Source organism: Verrucosispora sp. WMMA2044, assembly GCF_027497155.1.
Lineage (GTDB): Bacteria > Actinomycetota > Actinomycetes > Mycobacteriales > Micromonosporaceae > Micromonospora > Micromonospora palythoicola.
Map to the genome: position 1 here is coordinate 3,312,693 of NZ_CP114913.1, position 23,621 is coordinate 3,336,313.

20 protein-coding genes are annotated in these 23,621 nt (G+C 71.7%); 5 read left to right on the plus strand and 15 right to left on the minus strand.

The features are described 5' to 3' along the window. Positions 1-30: 30 nt before the first annotated feature. The 5 genes from aspS to O3597_RS15025 form a co-directional block, all read right to left on the minus strand. Positions 31-1,854 (minus strand): aspartate--tRNA ligase, encoded by a 1,824-nt coding sequence (gene aspS / locus O3597_RS15005; protein WP_164445194.1) that lies wholly within the window; start codon positions 1,852-1,854, stop codon positions 31-33. Positions 1,855-1,979: 125 nt separating this feature from the next. Further along, positions 1,980-2,651: a hypothetical protein gene (locus O3597_RS15010; protein ID WP_281601521.1), complete on the minus strand. Its 672-nt coding sequence runs from the start codon at positions 2,649-2,651 to the stop codon at positions 1,980-1,982. 102 nt (positions 2,652-2,753) lie between these two features. Then, a complete protein-coding gene (locus tag O3597_RS15015) occupies positions 2,754-3,803 on the minus strand; it encodes a S1 family peptidase (RefSeq protein WP_164445196.1) in 1,050 nt (349 codons plus the stop codon). Between the two features lie 263 nt (positions 3,804-4,066). Beyond that, positions 4,067-5,395 carry a histidine--tRNA ligase gene (hisS, locus tag O3597_RS15020; protein ID WP_281601522.1) on the minus strand — a complete coding sequence of 443 codons (1,329 nt, stop codon included), beginning with the start codon at positions 5,393-5,395 and terminating at the stop codon, positions 4,067-4,069. An 88-nt stretch (positions 5,396-5,483) separates the two neighbouring features. Then, positions 5,484-6,203, minus strand: a complete 720-nt coding sequence (locus O3597_RS15025; protein WP_281601523.1) for an MBL fold metallo-hydrolase — start codon at positions 6,201-6,203, stop codon at positions 5,484-5,486. Between the two features lie 248 nt (positions 6,204-6,451). Between O3597_RS15025 and O3597_RS15030 the strand changes: the two genes are divergently transcribed. Together O3597_RS15030 and O3597_RS15035 are read left to right on the plus strand one after the other, a co-directional pair. Further along, on the plus strand, positions 6,452-7,372 hold the full coding sequence (locus O3597_RS15030) for a peptidylprolyl isomerase (RefSeq protein ID WP_164445199.1): 921 nt from the start codon (positions 6,452-6,454) through the stop codon (positions 7,370-7,372). Positions 7,373-7,437: 65 nt separating this feature from the next. Next, positions 7,438-8,271: a peptidylprolyl isomerase gene (locus O3597_RS15035; RefSeq protein WP_164445200.1), complete on the plus strand. Its 834-nt coding sequence runs from the start codon at positions 7,438-7,440 to the stop codon at positions 8,269-8,271. Positions 8,272-8,464: 193 nt separating this feature from the next. Here the strand turns inward: O3597_RS15035 and O3597_RS15040 are convergent, their stop codons facing one another. The 8 genes from O3597_RS15040 to ruvC all read right to left on the minus strand — a co-directional run bounded on the left by O3597_RS15040 (position 8,465) and on the right by ruvC (position 17,801). Then, a complete protein-coding gene (locus tag O3597_RS15040) occupies positions 8,465-10,891 on the minus strand; it encodes a bifunctional (p)ppGpp synthetase/guanosine-3',5'-bis(diphosphate) 3'-pyrophosphohydrolase (protein WP_281604546.1) in 2,427 nt (808 codons plus the stop codon). A gap of 196 nt (positions 10,892-11,087) precedes the next feature. Beyond that, entirely contained in the window at positions 11,088-11,654 is a 567-nt protein-coding gene (locus O3597_RS15045; RefSeq protein ID WP_164445202.1) for an adenine phosphoribosyltransferase, read from the minus strand. Between the two features lie 105 nt (positions 11,655-11,759). Next, positions 11,760-12,956 carry a protein translocase subunit SecF gene (gene secF / locus O3597_RS15050; protein WP_281601524.1) on the minus strand — a complete coding sequence of 399 codons (1,197 nt, stop codon included), beginning with the start codon at positions 12,954-12,956 and terminating at the stop codon, positions 11,760-11,762. Position 12,957: 1 nt separating this feature from the next. After that, positions 12,958-14,853, minus strand: coding sequence for a protein translocase subunit SecD (gene secD / locus O3597_RS15055; RefSeq protein ID WP_281601525.1), 1,896 nt, complete (start codon positions 14,851-14,853; stop codon positions 12,958-12,960). 283 nt (positions 14,854-15,136) lie between these two features. Continuing rightward, a complete protein-coding gene (gene yajC, locus O3597_RS15060; RefSeq protein WP_216592529.1) occupies positions 15,137-15,475 on the minus strand; it encodes a preprotein translocase subunit YajC in 339 nt (112 codons plus the stop codon). Between the two features lie 138 nt (positions 15,476-15,613). Beyond that, entirely contained in the window at positions 15,614-16,678 is a 1,065-nt protein-coding gene (gene ruvB, locus O3597_RS15065; RefSeq protein WP_164445205.1) for a Holliday junction branch migration DNA helicase RuvB, read from the minus strand. Then, on the minus strand, positions 16,675-17,277 hold the full coding sequence (gene ruvA, locus O3597_RS15070; protein ID WP_281601526.1) for a Holliday junction branch migration protein RuvA: 603 nt from the start codon (positions 17,275-17,277) through the stop codon (positions 16,675-16,677). Before ruvA ends, ruvB begins: the two co-directional genes overlap by 4 nt. Then, a complete protein-coding gene (gene ruvC / locus O3597_RS15075; protein WP_164445207.1) occupies positions 17,274-17,801 on the minus strand; it encodes a crossover junction endodeoxyribonuclease RuvC in 528 nt (175 codons plus the stop codon). Before ruvC ends, ruvA begins: the two co-directional genes overlap by 4 nt. A 249-nt stretch (positions 17,802-18,050) precedes the next feature. Here ruvC and O3597_RS15080 point away from each other — a divergent pair, with 249 nt between their 5' ends. Together O3597_RS15080 and O3597_RS15085 are read left to right on the plus strand one after the other, a co-directional pair. Beyond that, positions 18,051-18,833: a 3-hydroxybutyrate dehydrogenase gene (locus O3597_RS15080; RefSeq protein WP_164445208.1), complete on the plus strand. Its 783-nt coding sequence runs from the start codon at positions 18,051-18,053 to the stop codon at positions 18,831-18,833. A gap of 17 nt (positions 18,834-18,850) precedes the next feature. Further along, complete coding sequence (locus O3597_RS15085; protein WP_281601527.1) at positions 18,851-20,770, plus strand: helix-turn-helix domain-containing protein; 1,920 nt, start codon at positions 18,851-18,853, stop codon at positions 20,768-20,770. A 3-nt stretch (positions 20,771-20,773) separates the two neighbouring features. Here the strand turns inward: O3597_RS15085 and O3597_RS15090 are convergent, their stop codons facing one another. Next, positions 20,774-21,385 (minus strand): transcriptional regulator, encoded by a 612-nt coding sequence (locus O3597_RS15090; RefSeq protein WP_281601528.1) that lies wholly within the window; start codon positions 21,383-21,385, stop codon positions 20,774-20,776. 137 nt (positions 21,386-21,522) lie between these two features. Between O3597_RS15090 and O3597_RS15095 the strand changes: the two genes are divergently transcribed. After that, positions 21,523-22,380 (plus strand): SPFH domain-containing protein, encoded by an 858-nt coding sequence (locus tag O3597_RS15095; protein WP_164445211.1) that lies wholly within the window; start codon positions 21,523-21,525, stop codon positions 22,378-22,380. Between the two features lie 150 nt (positions 22,381-22,530). On the opposite strand, the gene O3597_RS15100 is transcribed toward O3597_RS15095, so the two are convergent. Continuing rightward, positions 22,531-23,568, minus strand: coding sequence for an aminotransferase class V-fold PLP-dependent enzyme (locus O3597_RS15100; RefSeq protein WP_164445212.1), 1,038 nt, complete (start codon positions 23,566-23,568; stop codon positions 22,531-22,533). Positions 23,569-23,621 lie beyond the last annotated feature (53 nt).

Genomic DNA, 23,621 nt, shown 5'->3' on the forward strand with positions numbered 1-23,621 from the left:
GCCGCGTAGGGGCCGGGCGGGTGGGGTGGGTCAGGTGGGGTCGGCTACGGGGGCGGCGGGGCCGGCGGTGCCGGCGTGGGACGCGGGCGGCGGGGGCTTGGGCTTGGCGTCGATGCCGGCCTCGGTGCGCTGCTGGGCGGTGATGGGGGTGGGTGCGCCGGTCAGCGGGTCGAAGCCGCCCCGGGTCTTCGGGAAGGCGATCACCTCGCGGATCGAGTCGGCCCCGGCGAGCAGCATGCAGACCCGGTCCCAGCCGAACGCGATACCGCCGTGCGGCGGCGGGCCGTAGCTGAACGCCTCCAGCAGGAAGCCGAACTTGTCCTGCGCCTCCTCGGGACTGATGCCGAGCAGGTCGAACACCCGCTGCTGCACGTCGCGGCGGTGGATACGGATCGAACCGCCGCCGATCTCGTTGCCGTTGCAGACGATGTCGTACGCGTACGCCAGGGCCCGGTCCGGCGCCTCCTCGAACCGGTCGACCCACTCGGAGTTCGGCGAGGTGAACGGGTGGTGCACCGCGGTCCATCCACCCGCCGCGCCAGTCTCGTCCGACGTCCGTTCGAACATCGGCGCGTCGACCACCCAGCAGAACGCCCAGGCGCTCTCGTCGACCAGGCCGGCCCGCTTGGCGATCTCGACCCGCGCCGCACCGAGCAACTCCTGCGCCTCGCGGGTCTCCCCGCTGGCGGCGAAGAAGATCGCGTCGCCCGACTTGGCACCGACCGCGTCGGCCAGCCCGGCCAGGTGCTCGGCCGACAGGTTCTTCGCCACCGGCCCGCGCGCCTCGCCGGTCTCGGCGTCGAGCACCACGTACGCCAGCCCCTTGGCGCCACGGGCCTTGGCCCAGTCCTGCCAGCCGTCCAGCTCCTTGCGGGTCTGGGACGCGCCACCGGGCATGACCACCGCGCCCACGTAGCCACCCGCGTCGATCGCTGCGGCGAACACCCGGAACGCGGTACCGCGCAGGTAGTCGGTCAGCTCGGTCAGCTCGACGCCGTAGCGCAGGTCGGGCTTGTCCGAGCCGTACCGCGCCATCGCGTCGTGCCAGGTGATGCGCGGGATGGGCCGGGGAATCTCGTGGTCGGCCAGCTCCGACCAGAGCGCGGCGACGATCGCCTCACCGAGGTCGATCACGTCGTCCTCGGTGACGAAGGACATCTCGATGTCGAGCTGGGTGAACTCCGGCTGCCGGTCGGCCCGGAAGTCCTCGTCGCGGTAGCAGCGGGCGATCTGGTAGTACCGCTCCATCCCGCCGACCATCAGCAGTTGCTTGAACAGCTGCGGTGACTGCGGCAGCGCGTACCAACTGCCCGGCTGCAGGCGCACCGGCACCAGGAAGTCGCGGGCACCCTCCGGCGTGGACCGGGTCAGCGTCGGCGTCTCGATCTCCAGGAAGTCCCGCTCGTGCAGCACCGTACGGGCCAGTTGGTTGGCCCGGGACCGCAGCCGCATGGCCCGCGCCGGGCCGCCGCGACGCAGGTCGAGGTAGCGGTACCTGAGCCGGACGTCGTCCCCGGCCACCACCTGGTCGTCCACCGGCAGCGGCAGCGGCGCGGCCTCGGAGAGCACCTCCAGCTCGGCCGCCGTCACCTCGATCTCGCCGGTGGGCAGCTCCGGGTTCTCGTTGCCCTCGGGCCGTCGGGTGACCTCACCGACGACCTTGACGCAGTACTCGTTGCGCAGCGCGTGCGCGTCCTCTTCCCGGAGGACCACCTGCACCATGCCCGAACCGTCGCGCAGGTCGACGAAGATGACACCGCCGTGGTCGCGCCGGCGGGCCACCCACCCGGCGAGCGTCACCGTGGTGCCGGCGTCCGTCGCGCGCAGGCTGCCGGCGTCATGGGTACGGATCACGACGTACGTCTCCCTCGTCTTGCCCTACGTCTGCTCCCGGCATTCTGTCAGCACCTACCCGTCGACGTTCCCCGGGTGCGCGGACCAGCACCTCCCGACACCTGCGGTGCCGGACGGACACTCCGTCAGCGCGTCCGGGTCACGGACGCGACCCTCGGGTCCATGGAGTAGCGGCGGGCGACCTCGGCGGCGTCGCCGGCGGTGGCACCGGGATCGAACGACACCTCCAGGCACGAGCTGTGCGGCCCGTCGAGCCCGAAGCCGGCGATGACGTGATCGGGATCGAAGCGGCGGCTGTCGCGGGTCAGCTCGTCGACGGATGCTACCGGCCGCACGCACACCATCACCTCGGGCTGGGTGCGGCCCCAGGCCATGGCCGGAGCCGATGCGCCGATGGTGAGCAGGAGCGCCGCCGCCACGCCGAGCGCGGTGGCCCGACCGAGCGCCGATCTACGTGCCGGCAGGGCCCCGAGCGTCGGCCGGCTCGACGGCAGGGCCACCGCGCCGAGAGCGGCCAGAGCGTACGCCCACAGGGCCCGCTTGTCCGGCGTGTCGTACAGGGCCAGCGCGACCACGCCGGCGCCGATGGTCTGGGTGACCAGGGCGACCACCCGGAACTCCGGCTGGTCGACGACCTGCGCTGGTATCGCGGCGAGCGCGCCGAGCACCAGGAGCAGCCCGACGAACCAGGACGCGTTCCACTCACGACGTGCGTCCACGGCGAGCAGCACCCAGGCCGCCACCTGCCCGCCCACGAAGATCGGCGCGCGGAGTTGCGCCAGGAGTCGTACAACCATCAGCTGACCGTAATAGATGGAACGTGATCCGGGACAGCGGTGCGGGCCGCCGGAGGAGGAATCCGGCGGCCCGCTGGCTGAGGAGGTACTCCCGGAGGAAGGTCAGAAGATGCTGACGCCGTAGCGGCTCAGCGCCTCGGTGACCGGCTGGAAGAAGGTGGTGCCGCCGGTGGAGCAGTTGCCGCTGCCGCCGGAGGTCAGGCCGAGCGCGGTGCTGCCGCTGAACAGCGAACCGCCGCTGTCACCGGGCTGGGCGCAGATGTTGGTCCGGATCAGGCCGGAGACCGAGCCCTCGGCGTAGTTGACTGTGGCGTTGAGCGCAGTCACCGAGCCGCTGCGCAGGCCGGTGGTGCTGCCGGAGCGCTGCGCCGACTGGCCGACGTACGCGTTGCCGGCGCCGGTGATGTCCCGGTAGCTGCCGTTGTAGAGGTAGACGTTGCCGGCCGCGTTGCCCGAGTTGTTGTGCCGGACGATGCCGTAGTCGTTGCCCGGGAAGCTGGTGCCCGCGCGGGTGCCCAGCAGCGAGGTCTGGCCCGAGTTGCTGTACCAGCTCGACGAGATGTTGGTGCAGTGCCCGGCGGTGAGGAAGTAGTAGGTGCTGCCGCTGCGCACGTTGAAGCCGAGCGAGCAACGCCCGCCACCGCCGGCGTAGATCGCCTGGCCGCCGGAGATGAGGGTGCTCAGCGGAGCGGCCCCGGCCTCGATGCGCACCGCGCCGTTGGTGCGCGCGGCGGCGGCCTTGACCTGCTCCAGCTTGGCGCCGGTGACGGTGGTGTCGACGGAGATGACGACCTGGTTGGTGACCGGGTCGGTCCACCAGGCGGTGCCGGGGATCTTGGCCGAGCGCTCCAGCACGGCGGTGGCGCGGTTCAGCTCCGCGGCCCCGCGCTTGACGACCTTGACCTTGGCGCCGGCAGCGGCCGCCTGACGGGCGGCGGCGACGTCGGTGACGGCGACGACCATCTTGCCGCTGGCGTCGGCGTAGGCCCCGGCGGCGCGGTCTCCGAGCCGGTCGGCGAGCGCGGTCGCCGCGTCGGGCGAGACGCTCCCGGGTGCCGCCTGGGCGGGGGTGCCGGCCAACACGCCGGCGACCAGGGTTCCGGCTGCGGCGACGGTGACGACACGGCGGAGCATTGACCTCGTGGGTCGCATGTAACAGCCTCCCGATATGGGGGATGAGGCCCTGTCACGTCGACAGGGACGGGGGCAGCTCGACCACCTGGGGAAATGGCCAAGCGAGGGAAAGTATTCACATATTTAAGATCATAAGCAAGACCTGGGTATGCCCGAATTCACCCACCGGCAATCCGTAACAGGGCGGACACATACGAAGACCGGGGTGTCACACGGTCAGTACGACCTCGTGTGACACCCCGGACCAGGAGAGCGATCTCAGCGGTTACGACCGCACCGGCTCAGCTCACCAGCGGCTTGAGATCCTCACGAGGCGGCGTCCACTCCCCCGACGCGGCGGCCACCTGCTCGCCGGAACGGATGTCCTTGACCTCGTCGGGCGCGCCGTCCGCCCCCGGGAACCAGACGTAGGGGATGCCGCGCCGCTGCGCGTACCGGATCTGCTTGCCGAACTTCGCCGCGCTGGGCGACACCTCGGTCGGGATGCCCCGGGAGCGCAACGCCCCCGCGACGGAGTCGCTTGCCGGCCGCAGCTCCTCGTTGGTCACCGCGACCAGCACGCAGGTCGGCACCTCCCGGGACACCGACAGCGCGCCCGCGCCGAAGAGCAGCCCCAGCAGGCGGGTCACCCCGATGGAGATACCCACCCCGGGGAAGCGGGCGTTGCCGGCGCTGGCCAGGTTGTCGTACCGGCCGCCGGAGCAGATCGAGCCGAACCGCTCGTACCCGATCAGCTGCGTCTCGTAGACGGTGCCGGTGTAGTAATCCAGACCGCGGGCGATCCGCAGGTCCGCCACGCAGAGGCCGGGCGAGTGCGCGGCGGCGGTCTCCATCACCCGGACCAGTTCCTCGACCCCCTCGTCGAGCAGCGGGTGGCTCACCCCGAGCGCGCGTACGGCGTCGGCGAAGGAGGCGTCGGGCGCGGCGATCTCGGCCAGCGCCAGGCACGCCTTGGCCTGCGCCTCGCTCGCCCCGGCCGTGGCCGCCAACAGCTCCGCCACCCCGGCTGGTCCGATCTTGTCGAGCTTGTCGACGGCCCGCAGCGCCGCCTCCGGGTCGGTCAGGCCGACGCCCCGGTAGAAGCCCTCACAGATCTTGCGGTTGTTGACCTGGATGCGCACCGGTGGGATCGGCAACGACCGCAGCGCGTCCCCGACGACGAGCGGCATCTCCGCCTCGTGGTGCGGTGCCAGGGTGTCCCGGTCGACGATGTCGATGTCGGCCTGGAGGAACTCCCGGTAGCGGCCCTCCTGCGGGCGCTCACCACGCCACACCTTCTGGATCTGGTACCGCCGGAACGGGAAGGTCAGCTTGCCGGCGTTCTCCAACACGTAGCGGGCGAACGGCACGGTCAGGTCGAAGTGCAGGCCGAGGGCGTCGTCACCGGCCGGACCCTCCGGGTCGCCGTGCAGCCGGCGGATCACGTAGACCTCCTTGGAGGTCTCCCCCTTGCGCAGCAGCTGGTCCAGCGGCTCGACCGCGCGGGTCTCCAGCGGGGCGAAGCCGTACAGCTCGAAGGTCGACCGGATCCGGTCCAGGACGTACTGCTCGATCATCCGCTGGGCGGGCGTCCACTCCGGGAAGCCGGAGATGGGCGTGGGCTTGCTCATGACGTACTCCCTCGGCAGCCGCGCGCTGCGCGGCGGGGTCTGCTGGCGATGCCGCGCGGTCCGCGCGGTGAGTTCCGGTGCGCGACCGTTACAGGCCGCGGCTGGGTGCCGCGGGTCGCGCGCCGCCCAGCTCCGCCACCTCGACGAGGTACGGGTTGGTGGCGCGCTCGCGGCCGATGGTGGTCGCGGGGCCGTGGCCGGGCAGGACGACGGTGTCGTCGGCCAGCGGGAGGATCTTGTCCCGCAGGCTGGTGAGCATCGTCGGCATGCTGCCGCCCGGCAGGTCGGTGCGGCCGATCGACCCGGCGAAGAGCACGTCTCCGGAGAGGCAGAGCTGCTCCGCCTCCCACCGCGAGCCGGTGCCGGGCAGCCGGAAGAGCACCGACCCGCCGGTATGGCCGGGCGCGTGGTCGACGGTGATCTCCAGCCCGGCGAGGGCGAGCGTCGTACCGTCGGCCAGCTCGGCCACGTCCTCGGGCTCGGCGTACGGCAGTCGTCCGCCGAACATCTGGGCCAGGTCCACCGACAGCCCCTTGGCCGGATCGGCCAGCAGCTCGCGGTCGTCCGGATGCACGTACGCGGTGATCCCGCGCGCCCCGCAGACCGGTGCCACGGAGAAGGTGTGGTCCAGGTGGCCATGGGTGAGCAGCACCGCGGCCGGGTGCAGACGATGCTCGGCGAGCAGCGCGTCGAGCCGGTCGATCACCCCGATGCCGGGATCGACCACCACGCACTGTTCCCCCGGCGCGGTGGCGACCACGTAGCAGTTGGTGCCGAAGGCGTCCGCGGGAAAGCCGGCCACGAGCACGTCCGCTCCCCTTTCCGTCGAGTCGTCCCCTCCGGGCAGCCTACCGGCGTCGAGGTCCGGCCTGCCCGACCCGCCGGGCACCCCGGGCGAGGCACTGACGGATCCCGATGCGGAAGGGCACCGACCTCGTACACCACTTTCCCAGCCGGTACCCGTACACTCTGGCGGGCGTGTGGCGTGGCACACCTGCCGCCCGACAGGTACACGACCACCGGGTGACGACCAGGGTAGAGGAAAGGGGAGCACGGGTGGCTTCCAGCAGGGACCGGCAGCGCAAACTGGCGCGGGCCAAGCTCGACCGGCAACTGGCCCGCCGGGCCGCCGCCGCCAGGCGTCGCCGACGCATCCAGGCCGGTGTCGGCACCGCCCTGATCCTGGTGCTGGTCGTCGCCGGCTCGGCGTGGGCCCTCGGCGCGTTCGACAGTGAGCCGACCGAGGACACCGCGACCGACGAGGTCTGCCTCTGGACCCCGCAGAACACCGACGGCAACGCCAACCTCAAGGACGTCGGCGAGCCCCCGACCACCGGCCTGCCGGTCACCGGCACCCGGCCGATGACGATCGTCACCAACCAGGGCGCGCCGATCTCCGTCGAGTTGGATCTCGCCAGCGCCCCGTGCGCCGCGGCCAGCATCGCCCACCTGGCCAGCCAGTCGTTCTACGACAACACCAAGTGCCACGAGATCACCACCGACGGCGCGGTGCGCTGTGGTGACCCCAGCGGCACCGGTCTGGGTGGCCCGGCCTACTCGTTCTACAGCGAGAACGTGCCGACTGCCCCGGAGGCGTCGCCGGAGCCGAGCCCGTCTCCGGACGAGCCACCGACGTACCCCAAGGGCACGGTCGCGATGATCTCGAACCCGCCCGGGGCCAACGGCAGCCAGTTCCTGATCTTCTTCAAGGACTTCACCCCGACCGAGGAACCGCAGTACCCGATCATCGGCCGGGTCACCGAGGGTCTCGACGTCGTCGAGAAGATCGGTGCCCTGCCGACGGTGGACAATGGGGCCGGGGAGAAGGTCAAGCCGGAGAACGACGACGTGGTCATCCAGAGCCTGACCGTCGGTGAGCCCGTGCTGGACCCGGCGTCGCCCGCCGATCCGGCGCCCTCGGGCACGCCGAGTCCGGAACCCTCCGGCGCGCCCGAGGCCAGCGCCAGCGCCGGCTGACCAGGCTCGACCGGGCACCCACCCCACCACAGCGGCATCCACATACAGTCCAGGAGGATCGAGGCGTGACGTCCACCAGAGAGCGGCAGCGCGCGGCGGCCCGCGCCCGGCTCGAGAAGGAGATGGCCGAGCGGGCCGCTCGGGCCCGTAAGCGCCGCCAGACGCAGGCGGTCGTCGGGGCCGGCGTGGTCCTGCTGCTGGTGGTCGCCGGCACGGCCTGGCTGGCCAGCAACATGCTCGGCGACGACAGCGGCACCGACAACGCGGCCCAGGACGCCAACACGGTGCAGTGCGACTGGGTCGAGCTGCCCGAGGGCGAGCGCACCCCGCAGGTCAAGGACGTCGGGCTGCCGGACACCCAGCAGAGCAAGGCTGGCGTCCAGACCATGACGATCACCACGAACCTCGGCCCGATCACCGCCCGGATCGACAGGTCCGCGGTGCCGTGCACGGCCGGCAGCTTCACCCACCTGGCCGAGCAGAACTTCTTCGACAACACCAAGTGCCACCGGCTGGTGACCGAGGGCATCAAGGTACTCCAGTGCGGCGACCCGAGCGCCACCGGCGAAGGCTGGCGGGAGACCGACGGCACCGGCGGCCCGAGCTACCGGATGGCGGAGGAGAACCTGCCGGCCGACAAGCGGCCGCCGTACCCGGAGGGCGTCATCGCGATGGCCAACTCGGGCCAACCGTCAAGCAGCGGCAGCCAGTTCTTCATCGTGTACGGCGACTCCCCGCTGGATCCGAACTACACCGTCCTCGGCACCATCACCAGCGGGATGGACATCGTCAAGGACGTCGCGGCGGCCGGTGACGACGGCGCGTTCGCCCAGCAGGCCGGCGGCGGCCACCCGAAGAAGGAGGTCGTCATCACCGACCTCACCATGACCGAGGCCTGACCCCCGCACCAACCCACGAAGCGCCCGCCGGCAGTCCCGGCGGGCGCTTCCCTGTCCCCACTCCGCGTCCGCCTCCGTTGATCATGAGGTTGTTACCCACGACACGCCGTGCGGGTGACAACAACTTCATGATCGACGCGGGCCGACCGGCGGGCGGCGGGTGAGCGGGGTGGGGGTGGGTGTGGGTGTGGGGTTAGGCGCCGGAGGTTACGCGGTAGGCGTCGAAGACGCCGTCTACCTTGCGTACCGCCGCCAGTAGGTGGCCCAGGTGTTTGGGGTCGGCCATCTCGAAGCTGAACCGGCTCACCGCCACCCGGTCGCGGGTGGTGGTGACGGTGGCGGAGAGGATGTTGACCCGCTCCTCGGAGAGCACCCGGGTGACGTCGGCGAGCAGCTTGTGCCGGTCCAGCGCCTCCACCTGGATCGCCACCAGGAACGTCGAGGCAGAGGTGAGCTTCCAGTTGACCTCGACCACCCGCTCGCCCTGGGCACGCAGGTCCTCCGCGTTGGCGCAGTCGTCGCGGTGCACGCTCACCCCGCCGGAACGGGTCACGAAACCGAACACCGAGTCCGGCGGGACCGGGGTGCAGCAGCGGGCCAGCTTGATCCACACGTCGCTGACGCCGCGGACGACCACACCCGGGTCGTGGCTGGAGGCGCGGCTGCGCGGCGGCCGGGTGGCCACGGCGGTCTCGGCGATGTCCTCCGCCGCGCCCTCCTCGCCGCCGTAGGAGGCCATCAGCTTCTGCACCACCGACTGGGCGGAGACCTGACTGTCGCCGACCGCCGCGTACAGCGACGCCACGTCGGCCAGGTGCAGGTCCCGGGCGATGGCCATCAGGTTGTCGGAGGTGAGCATCCGCTGCAAGGGCATGCCCTGCTTGCGCATCGCCTTGACGATCGCGTCCTTGCCCTCCTCGATCGCCTCCTCGCGCCGCTCCTTGTTGAAGTACTGCCGGATCTTCGTCCGCGCCCGCGGGCTCTTGACGAAGCCGAGCCAGTCCTGCGTGGGGCCGGCCGTGTCGGACTTCGAGGTGAAGATCTCGATCACGTCACCGTTGGACAGCGTCGACTCCAACGGCACCAGCTTGCCGTTGACCCGCGCCCCGATGCACTTGTGCCCCACCTCGGTGTGCACCGCGTACGCGAAGTCCACCGGCGTCGACCCCGTCGGCAACGGGATCACGTCGCCCTTCGGGGTGAAGACGTACACCTCCTGGCTGGACAGGTCGAACCGCAACGCGTCCAGGAACTCGCTGGGGTCGGCGGCCTCCCGCTGCCAGTCCAGCAACTGCCGCAGCCAGGTCATCTCGTCGATGTGCGCCGGCGGACCGACGATCTGGGTGCCCTTGTGCTCCTTGTACTTCCAGTGCGCCGCGATGCCGAACTCCGCCGTACGGTGCATCGCGTAGGTGCGGATCTGCATCTCCACCGGCTTACCGGTCGGCCCGATCACCGTGGTGTGCAGCGACTGGTACATGTTGAACTTGGGCATGGCGATGTAGTCCTTGAACCGGCCCGGCACCGGCTGCCAGTTCGCGTGGATCACCCCAAGCGCCGCGTAGCAGTCCCGCACCGTGTCGACCAGGATCCGCACACCCACCAGGTCGTAGATGTCGTTGAAGTCGCGCCCCCGCACGATCATCTTCTGGTAGATCGAGTAGAGGTGCTTCGGCCGACCCGTCGTCTCCGCCTTGATCTTGGCGGCCTTCAGGTCGGTCTGCACCTTCTGGGTCACCTGCCGCAGCAACGCCTCCCGCTGCGGCTGGTGCTCCCCGATCAGCCGGTTGATCTCCTCGAACCGCTTCGGGAACAACGTCCCGAACGCCAGATCCTCCAACTCCCACTTGATCGTGTTCATACCGAGCCGGTGGGCCAGCGGGGCGAGGATCTCCAGCGTCTCCTTCGCCTTCTGTTCCTGCTTCGGGCGCGGCAGGAAGGTGAGCGTCCGCATGTTGTGCAGCCGGTCGGCCAGCTTGATCACCAGAACCCGCGGATCCTTGGCCATGGCGACGACCATCTTGCGGATCGTCTCGGCCTTCGCCGCGTCGCCCAACTTGACCTTGTCGAGCTTGGTGACCCCGTCGACCAGGAGGGCGACCTCACCACCGAAGTCGGACCGCATCTGGTCGAGGGTGTATTCGGTGTCCTCGATGGTGTCGTGCAGCAGCGCCGCCACCAGCGTGGTGGTGTCCATGCCCAGGTTCGCCAGGATGGTCGCCACCGCGAGCGGGTGGGTGATGTAGGGGTCGCCGGACTTGCGGTACTGCCCGGAGTGCCAGCGCGCCGCCGTGTCGAAGGCCCGTTGCAACAGCCGCGCGTCGGCCTTGGGGTGATTCTCCCGGTGGGACGCGATCAGCGGCTCCAGCACCTCGCTGACCTGCGAGGACTGCCACGGCGCGTTGAACCGGGCGAGCCGGGCCCGGACCCGCCGCCCGGTGGGCGCGTGGGACAGGCCGAAGCCACCGGCCGCCGAGGAATCGCCGGCGTCGACGGCCGGACGAGCCGGCTCGTCGGTCTGCCGCGCCGCCCCGGACGCGCCGTCCGACGCCGCCGCGGCGCCGTTGCGGTCGGTCAGCGAGCCCTCCGCCTCACCTGTCGGGTGCACCGTGCCCTCCACCGGAGGAACGACCTCGTGGGACACCGGCCTCCTCACCGCTCGCCGAGACGACACCGACCGTGCGCCGGCCGGTCTGGTCTAGCGCCGCACAGACGGGTAACCGCCCGGTCAGCAATGGGCAATGCTACCCCCACCCGAGGGGCCGTGCCGCTCCACCGGACGGTCGGTGCCGGGCCCGTCCGCGGTCGCCACGGCCTCAAACGGTCAACAGGGCATGCACGGGACGCGGGGCCAGCCGGTCGCGCCCGCCAAGGAACGACAGCTCCAGCAGCACGGTGAAGCCGGACACGGTGCCGCCCGCCCGCTCCACCAGGTCCAGCGTGGCCGCGGCCGTGCCACCGGTGGCGAGCACGTCGTCGACCACCAGCACCCGATGACCGGCCGTGAAGGCGTCCTGGTGCACCTCGAGCGTGGCCTCGCCGTACTCCAGTTCGTAGGAGGCGGCGTACGCCGGCCGGGGCAACTTGCCGGCCTTACGCACCGGCACCACCCCGACCCCGGTCGCGTACGCGATGGCGGCGGCGACCACGAAGCCCCGCGCCTCGATACCGACCACGGCGTCGAAGGACTCCCGCCCGTGGTACGCGACGATCCCGTCGATCACGTCCCGGAAGGCGTCACCGTCGGCGAACAACGGCATCAGGTCCTTGAACATGACGCCGGGCTTGGGAAAGTCGGGCACGTCGAGCACCCGGCTGGCCACCAGCCGGGCCACCTCCGGCCCGCTGTCCCCGCGTACCCCGGTGCTGTGGGTCTCCGTCACGGCAGTTCCGCTTCCCTTCCACACGACGGCGGCGTCCCGCACACTGCTCGCACAGCATGCAGGACGCCGCCGGTACCAGTTCCTACCGGGTCGCCCCGGGCGTCCTCAGCGTCGCTTTCCGCCGCCCGGACGGTTGCCGCCCCCGGGACGCCCGCCCCGGGCGCCGCCGGAACGCTTGCCCGCCGGCCGGGCGCCCACCTTCGGCGCGGCGGCACCGGCGAGGGCGCCGGCCTCCGCGGTGACCGGCTCCTGCTCCGGCTCCGGCTGGGCCGTGGCAGCCGCGCTGGCCTTGGCCGGGGTCTCGCCCCGGTTGACCGTGCCGCGCCGGGCCAGCACCCGCTTGTTGTGCGCCTGGATCCGCGGGTCGCGGTTCTTCAGCACCACCAGCAGGGGGGTGGCCAGCGTGATCGAGGTGAGGAAGGCCATCGCCATACCGACGAACAGCACCAGGCCGAGGTCCTTCAGGGTGCCCGCACCGAGCAGGCCGGCACCGATGAACAGGATGCCGCCGACCGGGAGCAGGGCGACCACCGAGGTGTTGATCGACCGCATCAGGCTCTGGTTCACGGCCAGGTTGGCCGCCTCGCCGTAGGTCTGGTTGTTGTTCGCGGTGATACCTCTGGTGTTCTCCTGCACCTTGTCGAAGACCACCACCACGTCATACAGGGCGAAGCCCAGAATGGTGAGGAATCCGATGATCGTCGACGGGGTGACCTCGAACCCGACGATCGAGTAGAGGCCGGCGGTGAGGACCAGGTTCATCACCAGGGCGAAGATCGCCCCGACCGCCATCTGCCACTCGAACCGCAGGACCAGGTAGACCGTCACCAGCGCCAGGAAGATCACCAGACCGAGCAGTGCCCGGTTGGTCACCTGGCTGCCCCATGCCTCGCTGACCCGGTTGCTGGCGATCTCCGCCGGGTCGATGTTGAACACCTGACCCAACTCGGTCCGGACCGCCTCGGCCTGCTCGGCGTCCAGCTCGGTGGTGCGCAGCTCGTAGAACTCGCCGCCGCCACCGCCGACCTGCTGGGTGGTCACGACCCGGCCACCCTCGCCCGCGGTGGCCAGCACCTCGCCCGCCCGGTCCTCCACCTGCTCCAGGGTGCCGACGCTGGTCGGCACCTGGAAGGAGTTGCCGCCGGCGAACTCGATGCCGAGGCTGAAGCCCCGGAAGATGACACTGCCGAGCGCGATCAGCACCAGCACGGCGGCGACGGTGAACCACATCTTGCGTCGGCCGACGATGTTGAGGCCGGCCTCACCTCGGTAGAGGCGGGCTGCCAGACCAGTCTCAGCCATCTCAGGCCTCCTTGACACGCTGGTTGCGGGACGACGGGGCGGCCGGCTCCGACCGGGCCGGCAACGCCCGGCCCAGGCCGCTGACCCGTGGGGACAGGAACGCCTTGGTACGGGCGAACATCGTCATGATCGGGTGCCGGAAGAGGAAGACCACGAGCAGGTCCAGCACCGTGGCCAGGCCGAGGGCGAAGGCGAAGCCCTTCACCGTGCCGACCGAGACGATGTAGAGCACCACCGCCGACATGATCGTGATCGCGTTCGCGGAGATGATCGTCCGGCGGGCCCGGACCCAGGCACGGGGCACCGCGCTACGCGGACTGCGCCCCTCCCGGATCTCGTCCTTGAGGCGTTCGAAATAGATGACGAACGAGTCCGCCGCCACACCGAGCGAGACGATGATGCCGGCGATGCCGGCGAGGGTGAGCGTGAAGCCGATCTGCCGGCCGAGCACCACCAGCGCGCCGAAGAGCAGCAGCGCCGACAGGACCAGGCTCAGGAAGATCACCGAGCCGAGCAGGCGGTAGTAGAAGAACGAGTAGATGATGACCAGCAGCATGCCGATGCCGGCCGCCAGCAGACCGGCCCGCAGGTGGCTGGCGCCCAGGGTCGCGGTGACGTTCTGCTGCTCCTGCGCCTCGAAGGTGACCGGCAGCGCGCCGTAGCTGAGGTAGCCGGCCAGCTCGCTGGCCTCGGCGTTGCTGAAGTTGCCGGTGATCTGGGAGTTGCCGGTGAGCACGCCCTGGATCTGCGGCGACGAGATGATCTGGTTGTCCAGCACCACGGCGACCCGGCACTTGCCCTCGTCGCCGAGCGCGGACGCGTCGCACGCCTGGCCCTCGTTGTTGAACGCCTCGCGGGTCAGCGCGGTCCACTTGTCCTGGCCCGAGCTGGTGAAGTTCAGGCTGACCACCCACTGGCTGGTCTGGTCGCGCACCGCGTTGGCGTCGGAGACGTCGGTGCCGAGCACCTTCGCCACGTCCAGCAGGTTCTTGGCGTACCCACCCTCGCAGGCGACGACCTGCTGCTCCGGGTCGGAGATGGACGCCGGCGGCCGGTCGTCGAGTTGGGCGCAGCTGATCGTCGGCACGTTGAACTGCATCTGCGCCGGCAGCACCGCGACCTCGCGGCCACTCAGCTCGGCGAACGGCTTGAGCTTCTCGGCCAGCGACGGGTCGGCGCTCAGGTCGGCCGGCGCCTGCAACCCGCTCGCCGCGGCCCACGCCTCGGCGCCGACCTTCTGCTCGACGGCCCGGCGCTGCTCCTCGATGCTCTGCGGCACCTCTTCGCTCGCGGTCGGCGACGGGGTGGGCGACGCGGTCGCCGACGGCGTCGGCGTCGGCGCGCCACCGCCCTGACCACCGGCGTCCGGCGACGAGGTGGCCTCGGCGTCGGGCGTGGGGCTCGCGGAACCCGACGGGGTGGCCTCGGGGCTCGGGGAGCCGGACGGGGTCGCCGAAGGGCTCCCGCTCGGTGCCGGCGACGGGATCGAGCCGCTGCCGTCGGCGATCTTCAGCACCTTCCGGAAGCGCAGCTCGGCGGCGCTACCGACCTCGTTGAGTTCGCGGTTCTCGCCGGGCAGGGAGACGACGATGTTGCGGTCACCCTCGGTGACCACCTCGGCCTCGGCCACACCGTACGCGTTGACCCGGCTCTCGATGATCTGGCGGGCCCGCTCCAGGTTCTCCGCCGTCGGGGCCCGGCCGTCGAGGGTGTTGGTGGCCTCCAGCGTGAGCCGCGTGCCGCCGACCAGGTCAAGACCGAGGCGGGGTTCGAGCCGGTCCTTCCAGCCACCGCTGGCGCCGCCCGAGAAGAACACCAAAAGATAGAGGACGACGAAGATGGCCCCGAGCACGGCCAACTGCCGTCCCGGGCGCATCTGTCCCTGAGGTGGTGCCACGGCTGTCCTGTCTCCCTGTGGTCACGCCGCCGCGGGCGCGGCGGCGGGTCTGCCGGAATCCCAGGCCGGCGGTCTGCCTACCGGACGGCGCCCGGGCTGACGCCACCCCGGGTGGTCGACGCGCACGCGTGGACCGGGTACGAGCCGGCGCGCCGACGCCCGACGTCGGCCTGCTATCCAATTGTCTCAATGTGCGGATCGAGGATGGCACCCGCCCGGGGACGCGTGCGGGCACCTCCCGTCCGAGCCGCCGGTGGACCGGCAACCCGGATGGGACTCGATGTCAGTCCTTGACGGAGTCGGACTCCTCGACTGGCGACTCGACAGGGCGCTCCACCGGGGTGACCACCCGGGCGATCGCCGGTCGGGCGTAGCGGGTCTGCACTCCGGGAGCGACCTCCAGCAGGACGCTGTCGTCCTCGACACCGGTGACCGTGCCGTAGAGCCCGCCGATGGTGACCACCTCGTCGCCCACGGAGAGGTTGGCCTGCATCGATTCGGCCTCGCGGCGGCGCTTCTGCTGCGGACGGATCATCATGAAGTACATGACGCCGAAGAGCAGAGCGATCATGAGGATCGGCGTGAAGCCTCCCGCTCCGCCGCCATCTGCTGCGTAGTGCACGGTTGTCGACCTTCCCATTGGCCGCCGCAACGGCGCGTCGGCGCCGCAGCGGAGGCGGATTTTCACGTCCTGTACAGACCGCGGCGAGTCTAGTCGCTCTATCTGGGAACGCCGAATGCGGCACAGATCACGAACAGATCACGGCTCGCCGCCGTCCAGCGAGAACAGATCGGGCACGGTAGGAGCTTCTGCGGCAAATGTACCATTCGGTGGCGTACGGCCCAGATGGTGCCAGGCGGCCTCGGTGGCCACCCGCCCCCGGGGCGTACGCGCCAGCAGCCCCGCCCGCACCAGGAACGGCTCGCAGACCTCCTCGACCGTGTCCGGCTGCTCCCCCACCGCCACGGCCAGGGTCGACAGGCCGACCGGACCACCCCGGAACGAGTCCACCAACGCGGTCAGCACCGCCCGGTCGAGCCGGTCCAGCCCGAGGGCGTCCACGTCGTACACGGTCAGGGCCGCCTGAGCGGTCGCGACGGTGACCACACCGTCGGCGCGCACCTCGGCGAAGTCCCGCACCCGACGCAGCAGCCGGTTGGCGATCCGGGGCGTGCCCCGCGACCGGCCGGCGATCTCCGCCGCCCCGTCCTCGGTGATCGGCACCCCGAGGATGCGGGCCGAGCGGTGCAGCAGCGTCTCCAGGTCGGCCGGCGAGTAGAAGTCCAGGTGTGCCACGAAGCCGAACCGGTCCCGCATCGGACCGGTGAGCAGACCCGACCGGGTGGTCGCGCCGACAAGCGTGAACGGCTCCACGTCGAGCGGGATGGCGGTGGCCCCGGGCCCCTTGCCGACCACCACGTCGACCCGGAAGTCCTCCATCGCGCTGTAGAGCAGTTCCTCCGCCGGCCTGGCGATCCGGTGGATCTCGTCGATGAAGAGCACGTCGCCCTCGGCCAGGCTGGTCAGGATCGCCGCCAGGTCACCGGAGCGTTCGATCGCCGGCCCGCTGGTCACCCGGATACCGGTGCCCAACTCGGCGGCCACGATGTTGGCGAGGCTGGTCTTCCCCAGGCCCGGCGGGCCCGAGAGCAGGATGTGGTCGGGCGGCGAGCCGCGCCGCATCGCGCCCTGGAGCAGCAGGTCGAGCTGGTCGCGAACCCGGTCCTGGGCAATGAACTCGGAAAGGCGCTTCGGCCGGACGCTGACCTCCGCGTCCAGCTCCGCGTCGCTGACGTACGCCGAGACCAGGTTCTCGCTGCTCATCGGGTCCGACCCAGCAGTCGGATCGCCTGCTTCAACAGCACCGGCACCGGCGGGGTGGGACCGTCGACGGTCTCGGCGACGGCGGCGACCGCCTGATCGGCCTGGCCGGCCGTCCAGCCGAGCCCGATCAACGCCTGGCGGACCTGGTCCGGCCAGGCGCCGCCGGTCACCCCGGCCGCGCCGTCGGCACCCACCGGCACCGGACCGATCCGGTCGCGCAGCTCCAGCACCAGCCGTTCGGCACCCTTCTTGCCGATGCCCGGGACCCGGGTCAGCGCCGCCGTGTCCGCGTTGGCGATGGCCTTGCGTACCGCGTCGGGGGTGTGCACCGCGAGCACCGCCTGGGCCAGCCGCGGACCGACGCCACTGGCGGTCTGCAACAGCTCGAACAGCGCCTTGGCGTCGTCGTCGGCGAAGCCGTAGAGGGTGAGCGAGTCCTCCCGGACGACGAGGCTGGTGGCCAGCCGGGCCGGCTGACCGACCCGCAGGTCGGCGAGGGTGCCGGGGGCGCACTGCACGGCCAGGCCGACGCCGCCGACCTCGATCACCGCGTGGTCCGGGCCGGTGGCGGTCACCACGCCACGCACACTGGCGATCATCTCGCTCCTCCTCGTCTGACCCGGTCCGCCGCGGCGGCCAGTTTCGACCGGGTGCCGCCGCGCCACACGTGGCAGATGGCCAGCGCGAGGGCGTCCGCGGCGTCCGCCGGCCGGGGCGGCTCGGGCAGCCGCAGCAGTCGGGTGACCATGGCGGTCATCTGGGCCTTGTCCGCCTGCCCGGAACCGGTCACCGCCGCCTTCACCTCGCTCGGGGTGTACGTCTGCACCGGCAGCCCGGCGCGCGCCCCGGCCAGCACCGCTATCCCGCTGGCCTGGGCGGTGCCCATCACCGTACGCACGTTGTGCTGGCTGAACACCCGCTCCACGGCCACGCTGTCCGGCCGGTGCTCGGCGACCAGCTCGGTCAGCGAACGGTCCAGGTGCAGCAGGCGGGTGGGCAGTTCGTCGGCCGGGTCGGTGTAGACCACGTAGTAGGCGATGAGTGTGCAGGGCCGGCCGGGTGTCCCCTCGACCACGCCGACGCCGCACCGGGTCAGTCCCGGATCGACGCCGAGCACCCGCACGCCGCCTCCCTCCAGCCGCCGGACAGTACGTGTGTTCGACACCCTACCGATGCCGCCACCACGGCGCGTCGCGGGACACGCCCGCCCCGGCACGCCGCCGGACACGACCGTGAGGACCGGATGGCCGCGCGGCACCGCGACCGCCGTGGCAACGGCGACGGAGATGTAGCGGACGACCACACAGTACGGCGGGAGTATGTGCCACCATCCCATGTGCGCCCGACCACACAGCTCGTAACTTCATGCGCCATGACGGCAGAACCCGTGGCGGTCCCCCACGTCGTGAACGTCGACCTGACCGGTCGTACCGCCCTCGTGACGGGCGGGGGCGGCGGCATCGGCCGGGCCTGCGCCCTGCGGCTGGCCGCGGCCGGCGCCACGGTCGTGGTGGTCGACCGCAACGTCGAGGCGGCCAAGCTGGTGGCCGCCGAGGCCGGCGGCCGGGCCGAGGGGGTGGACCTCGCCGATCCGGCGGCGGTGGACGCCCTCGACGCCGACGTCGACATCGTGGTCAACAACGCCGGACTGCAACACGTGGCGCCGCTCCAGGACTTTCCGGTCGAGCGTTTCGAGTACATCCAGCGGGTGATGGTGGAGGCGCCGTTCCTGCTGATCCGGCGGGCGTTGCCGCACATGTACGCCCGTGGTTGGGGCCGGATCGTGAACATCTCCTCGGTGCACGGGCTGCGCGCCTCGCCGTACAAGGCGGCGTACGTCTCGGCGAAGCACGCGCTGGAAGGGCTGTCGAAGGTGGTGGCGCTGGAGGGCGCGGCACACGGGGTGACGGCGAACTGCATCAACCCGGCGTACGTGCGTACCGCGCTGGTGGAGAGCCAGATCGCCGACCAGTCGACCGCCCACGGCATCCCCGAGTCCGAGGTGATCGAAAAGATCATGTTGGCCCGCGCGGCGGTCAAGCGGCTGATCGAGCCGGAGGAGGTGGCGGAGCTGATGGCGTACCTCTGCGCGCCGCCGGCGGCGTTCCTCACCGGTGCCTCGATCGCGCTCGACGGGGGTTGGACGGCGAACTGACGCCGGCCACCCGCAGAATGTCGGTCATGTCCTCGCCGGTGGAGTTCCTGGAACTGCTCGCCCGGGAGGCCGCCGCGGTCGAGTTCGAGGGACCGCTGGTCGCCGCCCGCTCGGCCGGGCTGCCCGCCGAGCGTCTCGCCGAGTTGGAACAGGCCAAGACGGTGGCGTTGCGGGTCCGGGCACTGCTGGAACGCCGCCGCCGTCGGGAGAGCGAGCTGTCCGGCCTGTACGACACGGTCAGCGACCTGGCCGGGCTGCGCGACCTGGACGAGGTGCTGCGGGCGATTGTGCACCGGGCCCGGCACCTGCTGGGCGCGGACGTCGCCTACATGACGCTCGACGACGCCGAGCGCGGCGACACCTACATGCGGGTGACCGACGGTTCGGTCTCCGCCCGCTTCCAGCGGCTTCGGCTGCCCATGGGCGCCGGGCTCGGCGGTCTGGTGGCCCAGTCCGGCGCCCCCTACGTGACCGCGAACTATCCGGAGGACGAGCGGTTCCACCACACCCGGGAGATCGACGCCGGGGTGGGTGAGGAAGGGCTGGTCGCCATCCTCGGGGTGCCGCTGCGACTCGGCTCGACGAGCATCGGCGTGCTCTACGCGGCCAACCGCTCGGCCCGGCCGTTCGCCCGGGAGGAGGTGGCGCTGCTGCTCTCGCTGGCGGCCCACGCCGCGGTGGCGATCGACACCGCGCGGCTGCTGGCCGAGACCCGCTCGGCGTTGGCGGAGCTGTCGTCGGCGAACACCACGATCCGGGCGCACAGCAGTTCGGTGGAGCGGGCCGCGGCGGCGCACGACCGGATGACCGCGCTGGTGTTGCGCGGCGGCGGGGTGGAGGACCTGGCCGCGGCCGTCACCGACGTGCTCGGTGGCGCGCTGCTGGCGCTGGACGCCGAGGGACGGCGGCTGGCCCAGGTCGGCGAGATCGACGAGCCGGACCGGGCGGAGATCGTGGCGGCGGTCGCGGCGTCGCGGACCGAGGGGCGCAGCGTACGCCGGGGGGCGTTGTGGTACGCGGCCGTGGTGGCCGGCGCGGAGAACCTGGGCGTGCTGGTGCTGCGTCCCGACGGCGAGCCGGCCGATGCCGACCAGCGGATCCTGGAGCGGGCGGCGCTGGTGACCGCGCTGCTGCTGCTGTTCCGGCGTACCGTCGCCGAGGCGGAGGGGCGGGTCCGGGGCGAGTTGCTCGACGATCTGGTCGCCCGGCCACTGCGGGACACCGACGCGCTGCGCAGCCGGGCACGTCGGCTTGGCGTGGATCTGGACGCACCGCACGTGCTGGTGGCCGTCGGCGACGACGCCATCGCGGCGACCGGTTCCGCCCGGCAGCGGGTGCTCTCCTGGGCCACCACGTACGCCTCGACCCGGGGCGGGTTGGCCGCGGCGCGCGACGGCCGGGTGGCGCTGATGCTGCCCGGTCAGGACGCCGGTGGCAGCGCCCGGGCGGTGGCCCGGGACCTGTCCCGGATCACCGGGCGACCGGTGACCGCCGGAGCCAGCGGCCCGTCGACGGGCCCGGCGTCGCTGGCCGCGGCCTTTCGGGAGGCGGACCGGTGCCTGACCGCGCTCGGGGCGCTGGGCCGGGCCGGGCAGGGGGCGAGCAGCGCCGAGCTGGGTTTCGTCGGGCTGCTGCTGGGCGCCGTCGACGACGACGGCGACGCCGACGTGAGCCGGTTCCTCAGCACGACCATCGGGCCGGTGCTCGAATACGACGCCCGCCGGGGCACCGCGTTGGTGCGGACCCTGGAGGCGTACTTCGGGGTGGGTGGCAGCCTGGCCCGGGCCGCCGAGCAGTTGCACGTGCACGTCAACACGGTGACGCAGCGCCTGGAGCGGGTCGGGCAGTTGCTCGGTGCCGACTGGCAGCGACCGGATCGGGCCCTGGAGGTGCAGTTGGCCCTGCGCCTGCACCGACTGCGTGCCCCGCAGGGCTGACCGCTACATCACCGCGACGGCGGCGGAGAGCGAGTCGAGCCGTGTCACGGGCGGGGTGAGCGGGTCGACCCAGCCGGGCCCGGCGGCGTACACCCGGACCGCCGGGAACTCCCGGGCGAACCGGCCGATGCGGTACGACCGGCCGGTCACCGGCGACTGGGACCAGACCGCGACGGTGTGTGGTCGGGCCCGGTCAACGGCGCTGGCCAGTGCCGTCCACGGCAGCGCGGGCCCGACCAGCAGGCAGCCCCGGCCACGCTCCCGCAATCCGGCGGCGAGCGCGTGCAGCCCGAGACAGTGTTCCTCCTGCTCCACCCCGGCCAGCAGCACGCCGTCGGTGGGCAGGCCGGCTGCCGGCTCCCGGCGGAACACGTCCAGACCGACCCGGACGCCCTCGGACAGGGCGTGCTCGACGGCGATCCTGGCGGGGGTGCACCCGCTCCGCGCGGTGAGCACCGGCACGCAGACGTCGTCCCACAGCCGCACCACGCCCCACTCCTCGGCCAGTTCGACGACCAGCGCGCTGATCCGGCTGCGGTCGAACTCCTCGGCGGCGGCCGTCAGGCGCTTGCGCGCGACCTGCACGACCTCGGCCGGCACCGGTACCCCAGACACCAGACTCCCTCCCAGTGGACAGGTCTCCACGGGGATTCGTTCGGTGGCCCCGTCACGGATGCGCCCGCGACGACCTTGACCCGGACGGCTACGTTGATGATCAACTCAGCAAGAGCCGTCACCGGAAAGGTCCCGACATGCCCTTCGGCTTCATCCTGGCCATCGTCGCCGCCGTCGTCGCGATCGTCGCCGTCGCCGTCGCCCTGTTCAGCTCGCAACCCCAGGTGCGGCAGATCGGCGTCCTGACCGCGGTCGGCGCTTTGGCCGGCACGGCGATCCTCACCGTCGCGTCGAGCGCCCACTCGGTGCCGATCCGCTCGGTCGGCATCGTCACCAGCTTCGGCAAGCCGACCGGTGAGGTCACCGGTTCCGGCCTGAAATGGGTCACCCCGTGGCAGCGGGTCGGCGAGTGGGACGCCGGGCGGCAGAAGTACGACCACATCGGCAACGACCAGTGCGTGCGGGTACGTACCGGCACCCTCGCGGACGCGTGCGTGGAGGTGCTGATCGAGTGGCAGGTCCAGCCCGAGAACGCCCCGCAGCAGTTCATGGACTACAAGGGTGACTTCGAGAGTTTCCGGGGGCAGCGCGTCGGCGTCCAACTCGACAGCGCGGTCAACGACGCCTTCGCCACCTACAACCCGCTGGAGCGCATCGACTCGAAGACCGGCAACCTGAACGTCGACCTCAAGCCCTTTTCGGCGAGCATCAAGTCCAACGCCGAGGGGCGGTTGGCCGAGGACGTCGAGATCCTGTCGGTCACCATCACCCGGGTCAACCACGACGACAAGACCGAGGGCAACATCAAGGCGTTCCAGGACAAGCTCGCGCAGACGCGCAACCTCGAACAGGACCGCCTCAACGCCGAGATCCAGAAGCAGGTCACCGAGACCAACGCGACGGTGGACAAGGTGACCCGCTGCCTGGAGATCGCGGACAAGCACGGCAGCTCGCCGGGGCTGTGCATCAACCCGGGCATCATCACCGGCAAGTGAGGCGGCGGCCGGAGGACGTCGCGGACACCGTCGGGATGGCGGGAGACCGCTCCGCGGACAGTGCCGCCCGCCCTCACCGGTCGGGTGAGGGCGGGCGGCGGGCGCCGGCCGCACACCGGCGAGCCGTCCGGTGCGGCGTGGCCGGCGCGGTCAGGAGGTGAGCGCGTCGAGGGCCAGGTCGACGTCCTCGGTGGTGGAGTAGAGATGGAACGAGGCCCGGACGCGACCGGCCCGCACCGCCGCGCGTACCCCGGCGCGTTCCAGCTTCTCCTGCGCGCCGGGCACCTCGACGGTGACGATCGCGCTGTGCCCGGGTGGCTGCCCCAGACCGGCGAGGAAGCGGTTGGCCAACGCCACGTCGTACGCCCGCACCTGCTCGACACCGATCTCCAGCAGCAGCTCCAGAGCGGGTACGGCACCCACCCAGCTGAACCAGGCCGGTGACAGGTCGAACCGGCGGGCGTCGTCGGCCAGCCGCAGCGGCGGCCCGTAGTAGGAGGCATGCGGATCGCGGCCCGCGTACCAGCCGGCGGCGTCGGGTCGCAGCCGGTCCCGCAGCCCGGGAGCCAGGTAGGCGAAGGCGGTGCCCCGGGGAGCCATCAGCCACTTGTACCCGCCGGCCACCACGACGTCGGCACGGGCCGCGTCGAACGGCAGCCAGCCGCAGGCCTGGGTGGCGTCCACCGCGACGAGCGCGCCGTGCGCCCGGGCCGCCGCGACGATCTCGTCGTACGCGGCGACAGTGCCGTCGGCGGACTGCACCAGGCTGAACGCCACCAGGTCGGTGTCCGCGTCGATCGAGGCGGCCAGCTCGGCCAGCGCGACGGTGCGTACCTCGACGCCCCGCTCGGCCTGGACCAGCCAGGGGAACAGGTTGGAGGTGAACTCGACCTCGGGCACCAGCACCCGGGCACCGGTGGGCAGCGCGGCGGCGACCGGCGCCAGCAACTGGGAGACGGTGGCACCGACGGCGACGTCGGCCACCGGCACCGCGACCAGGTCGGCGAACGCCGTTCGACACCGGTCGGTGGCGGTGCCCCAGTCCTCCCACGCTCCCCGCCCCACCCGCCAGGCGGCCAGCGCGTCCTGCAACGCGTCCCAGGCCGGGTCGGGCGGCAACCCGTAGCTGGCGGTGTTCAGCCAGCCCGGCTGCGGTTGCCACAACTTCTGTGCCTGCTCCAGATCCACACCCCGACGCTAGTGGCCCCGCCTCCCACCCCTAAGCGCCAATCCCACCCTCG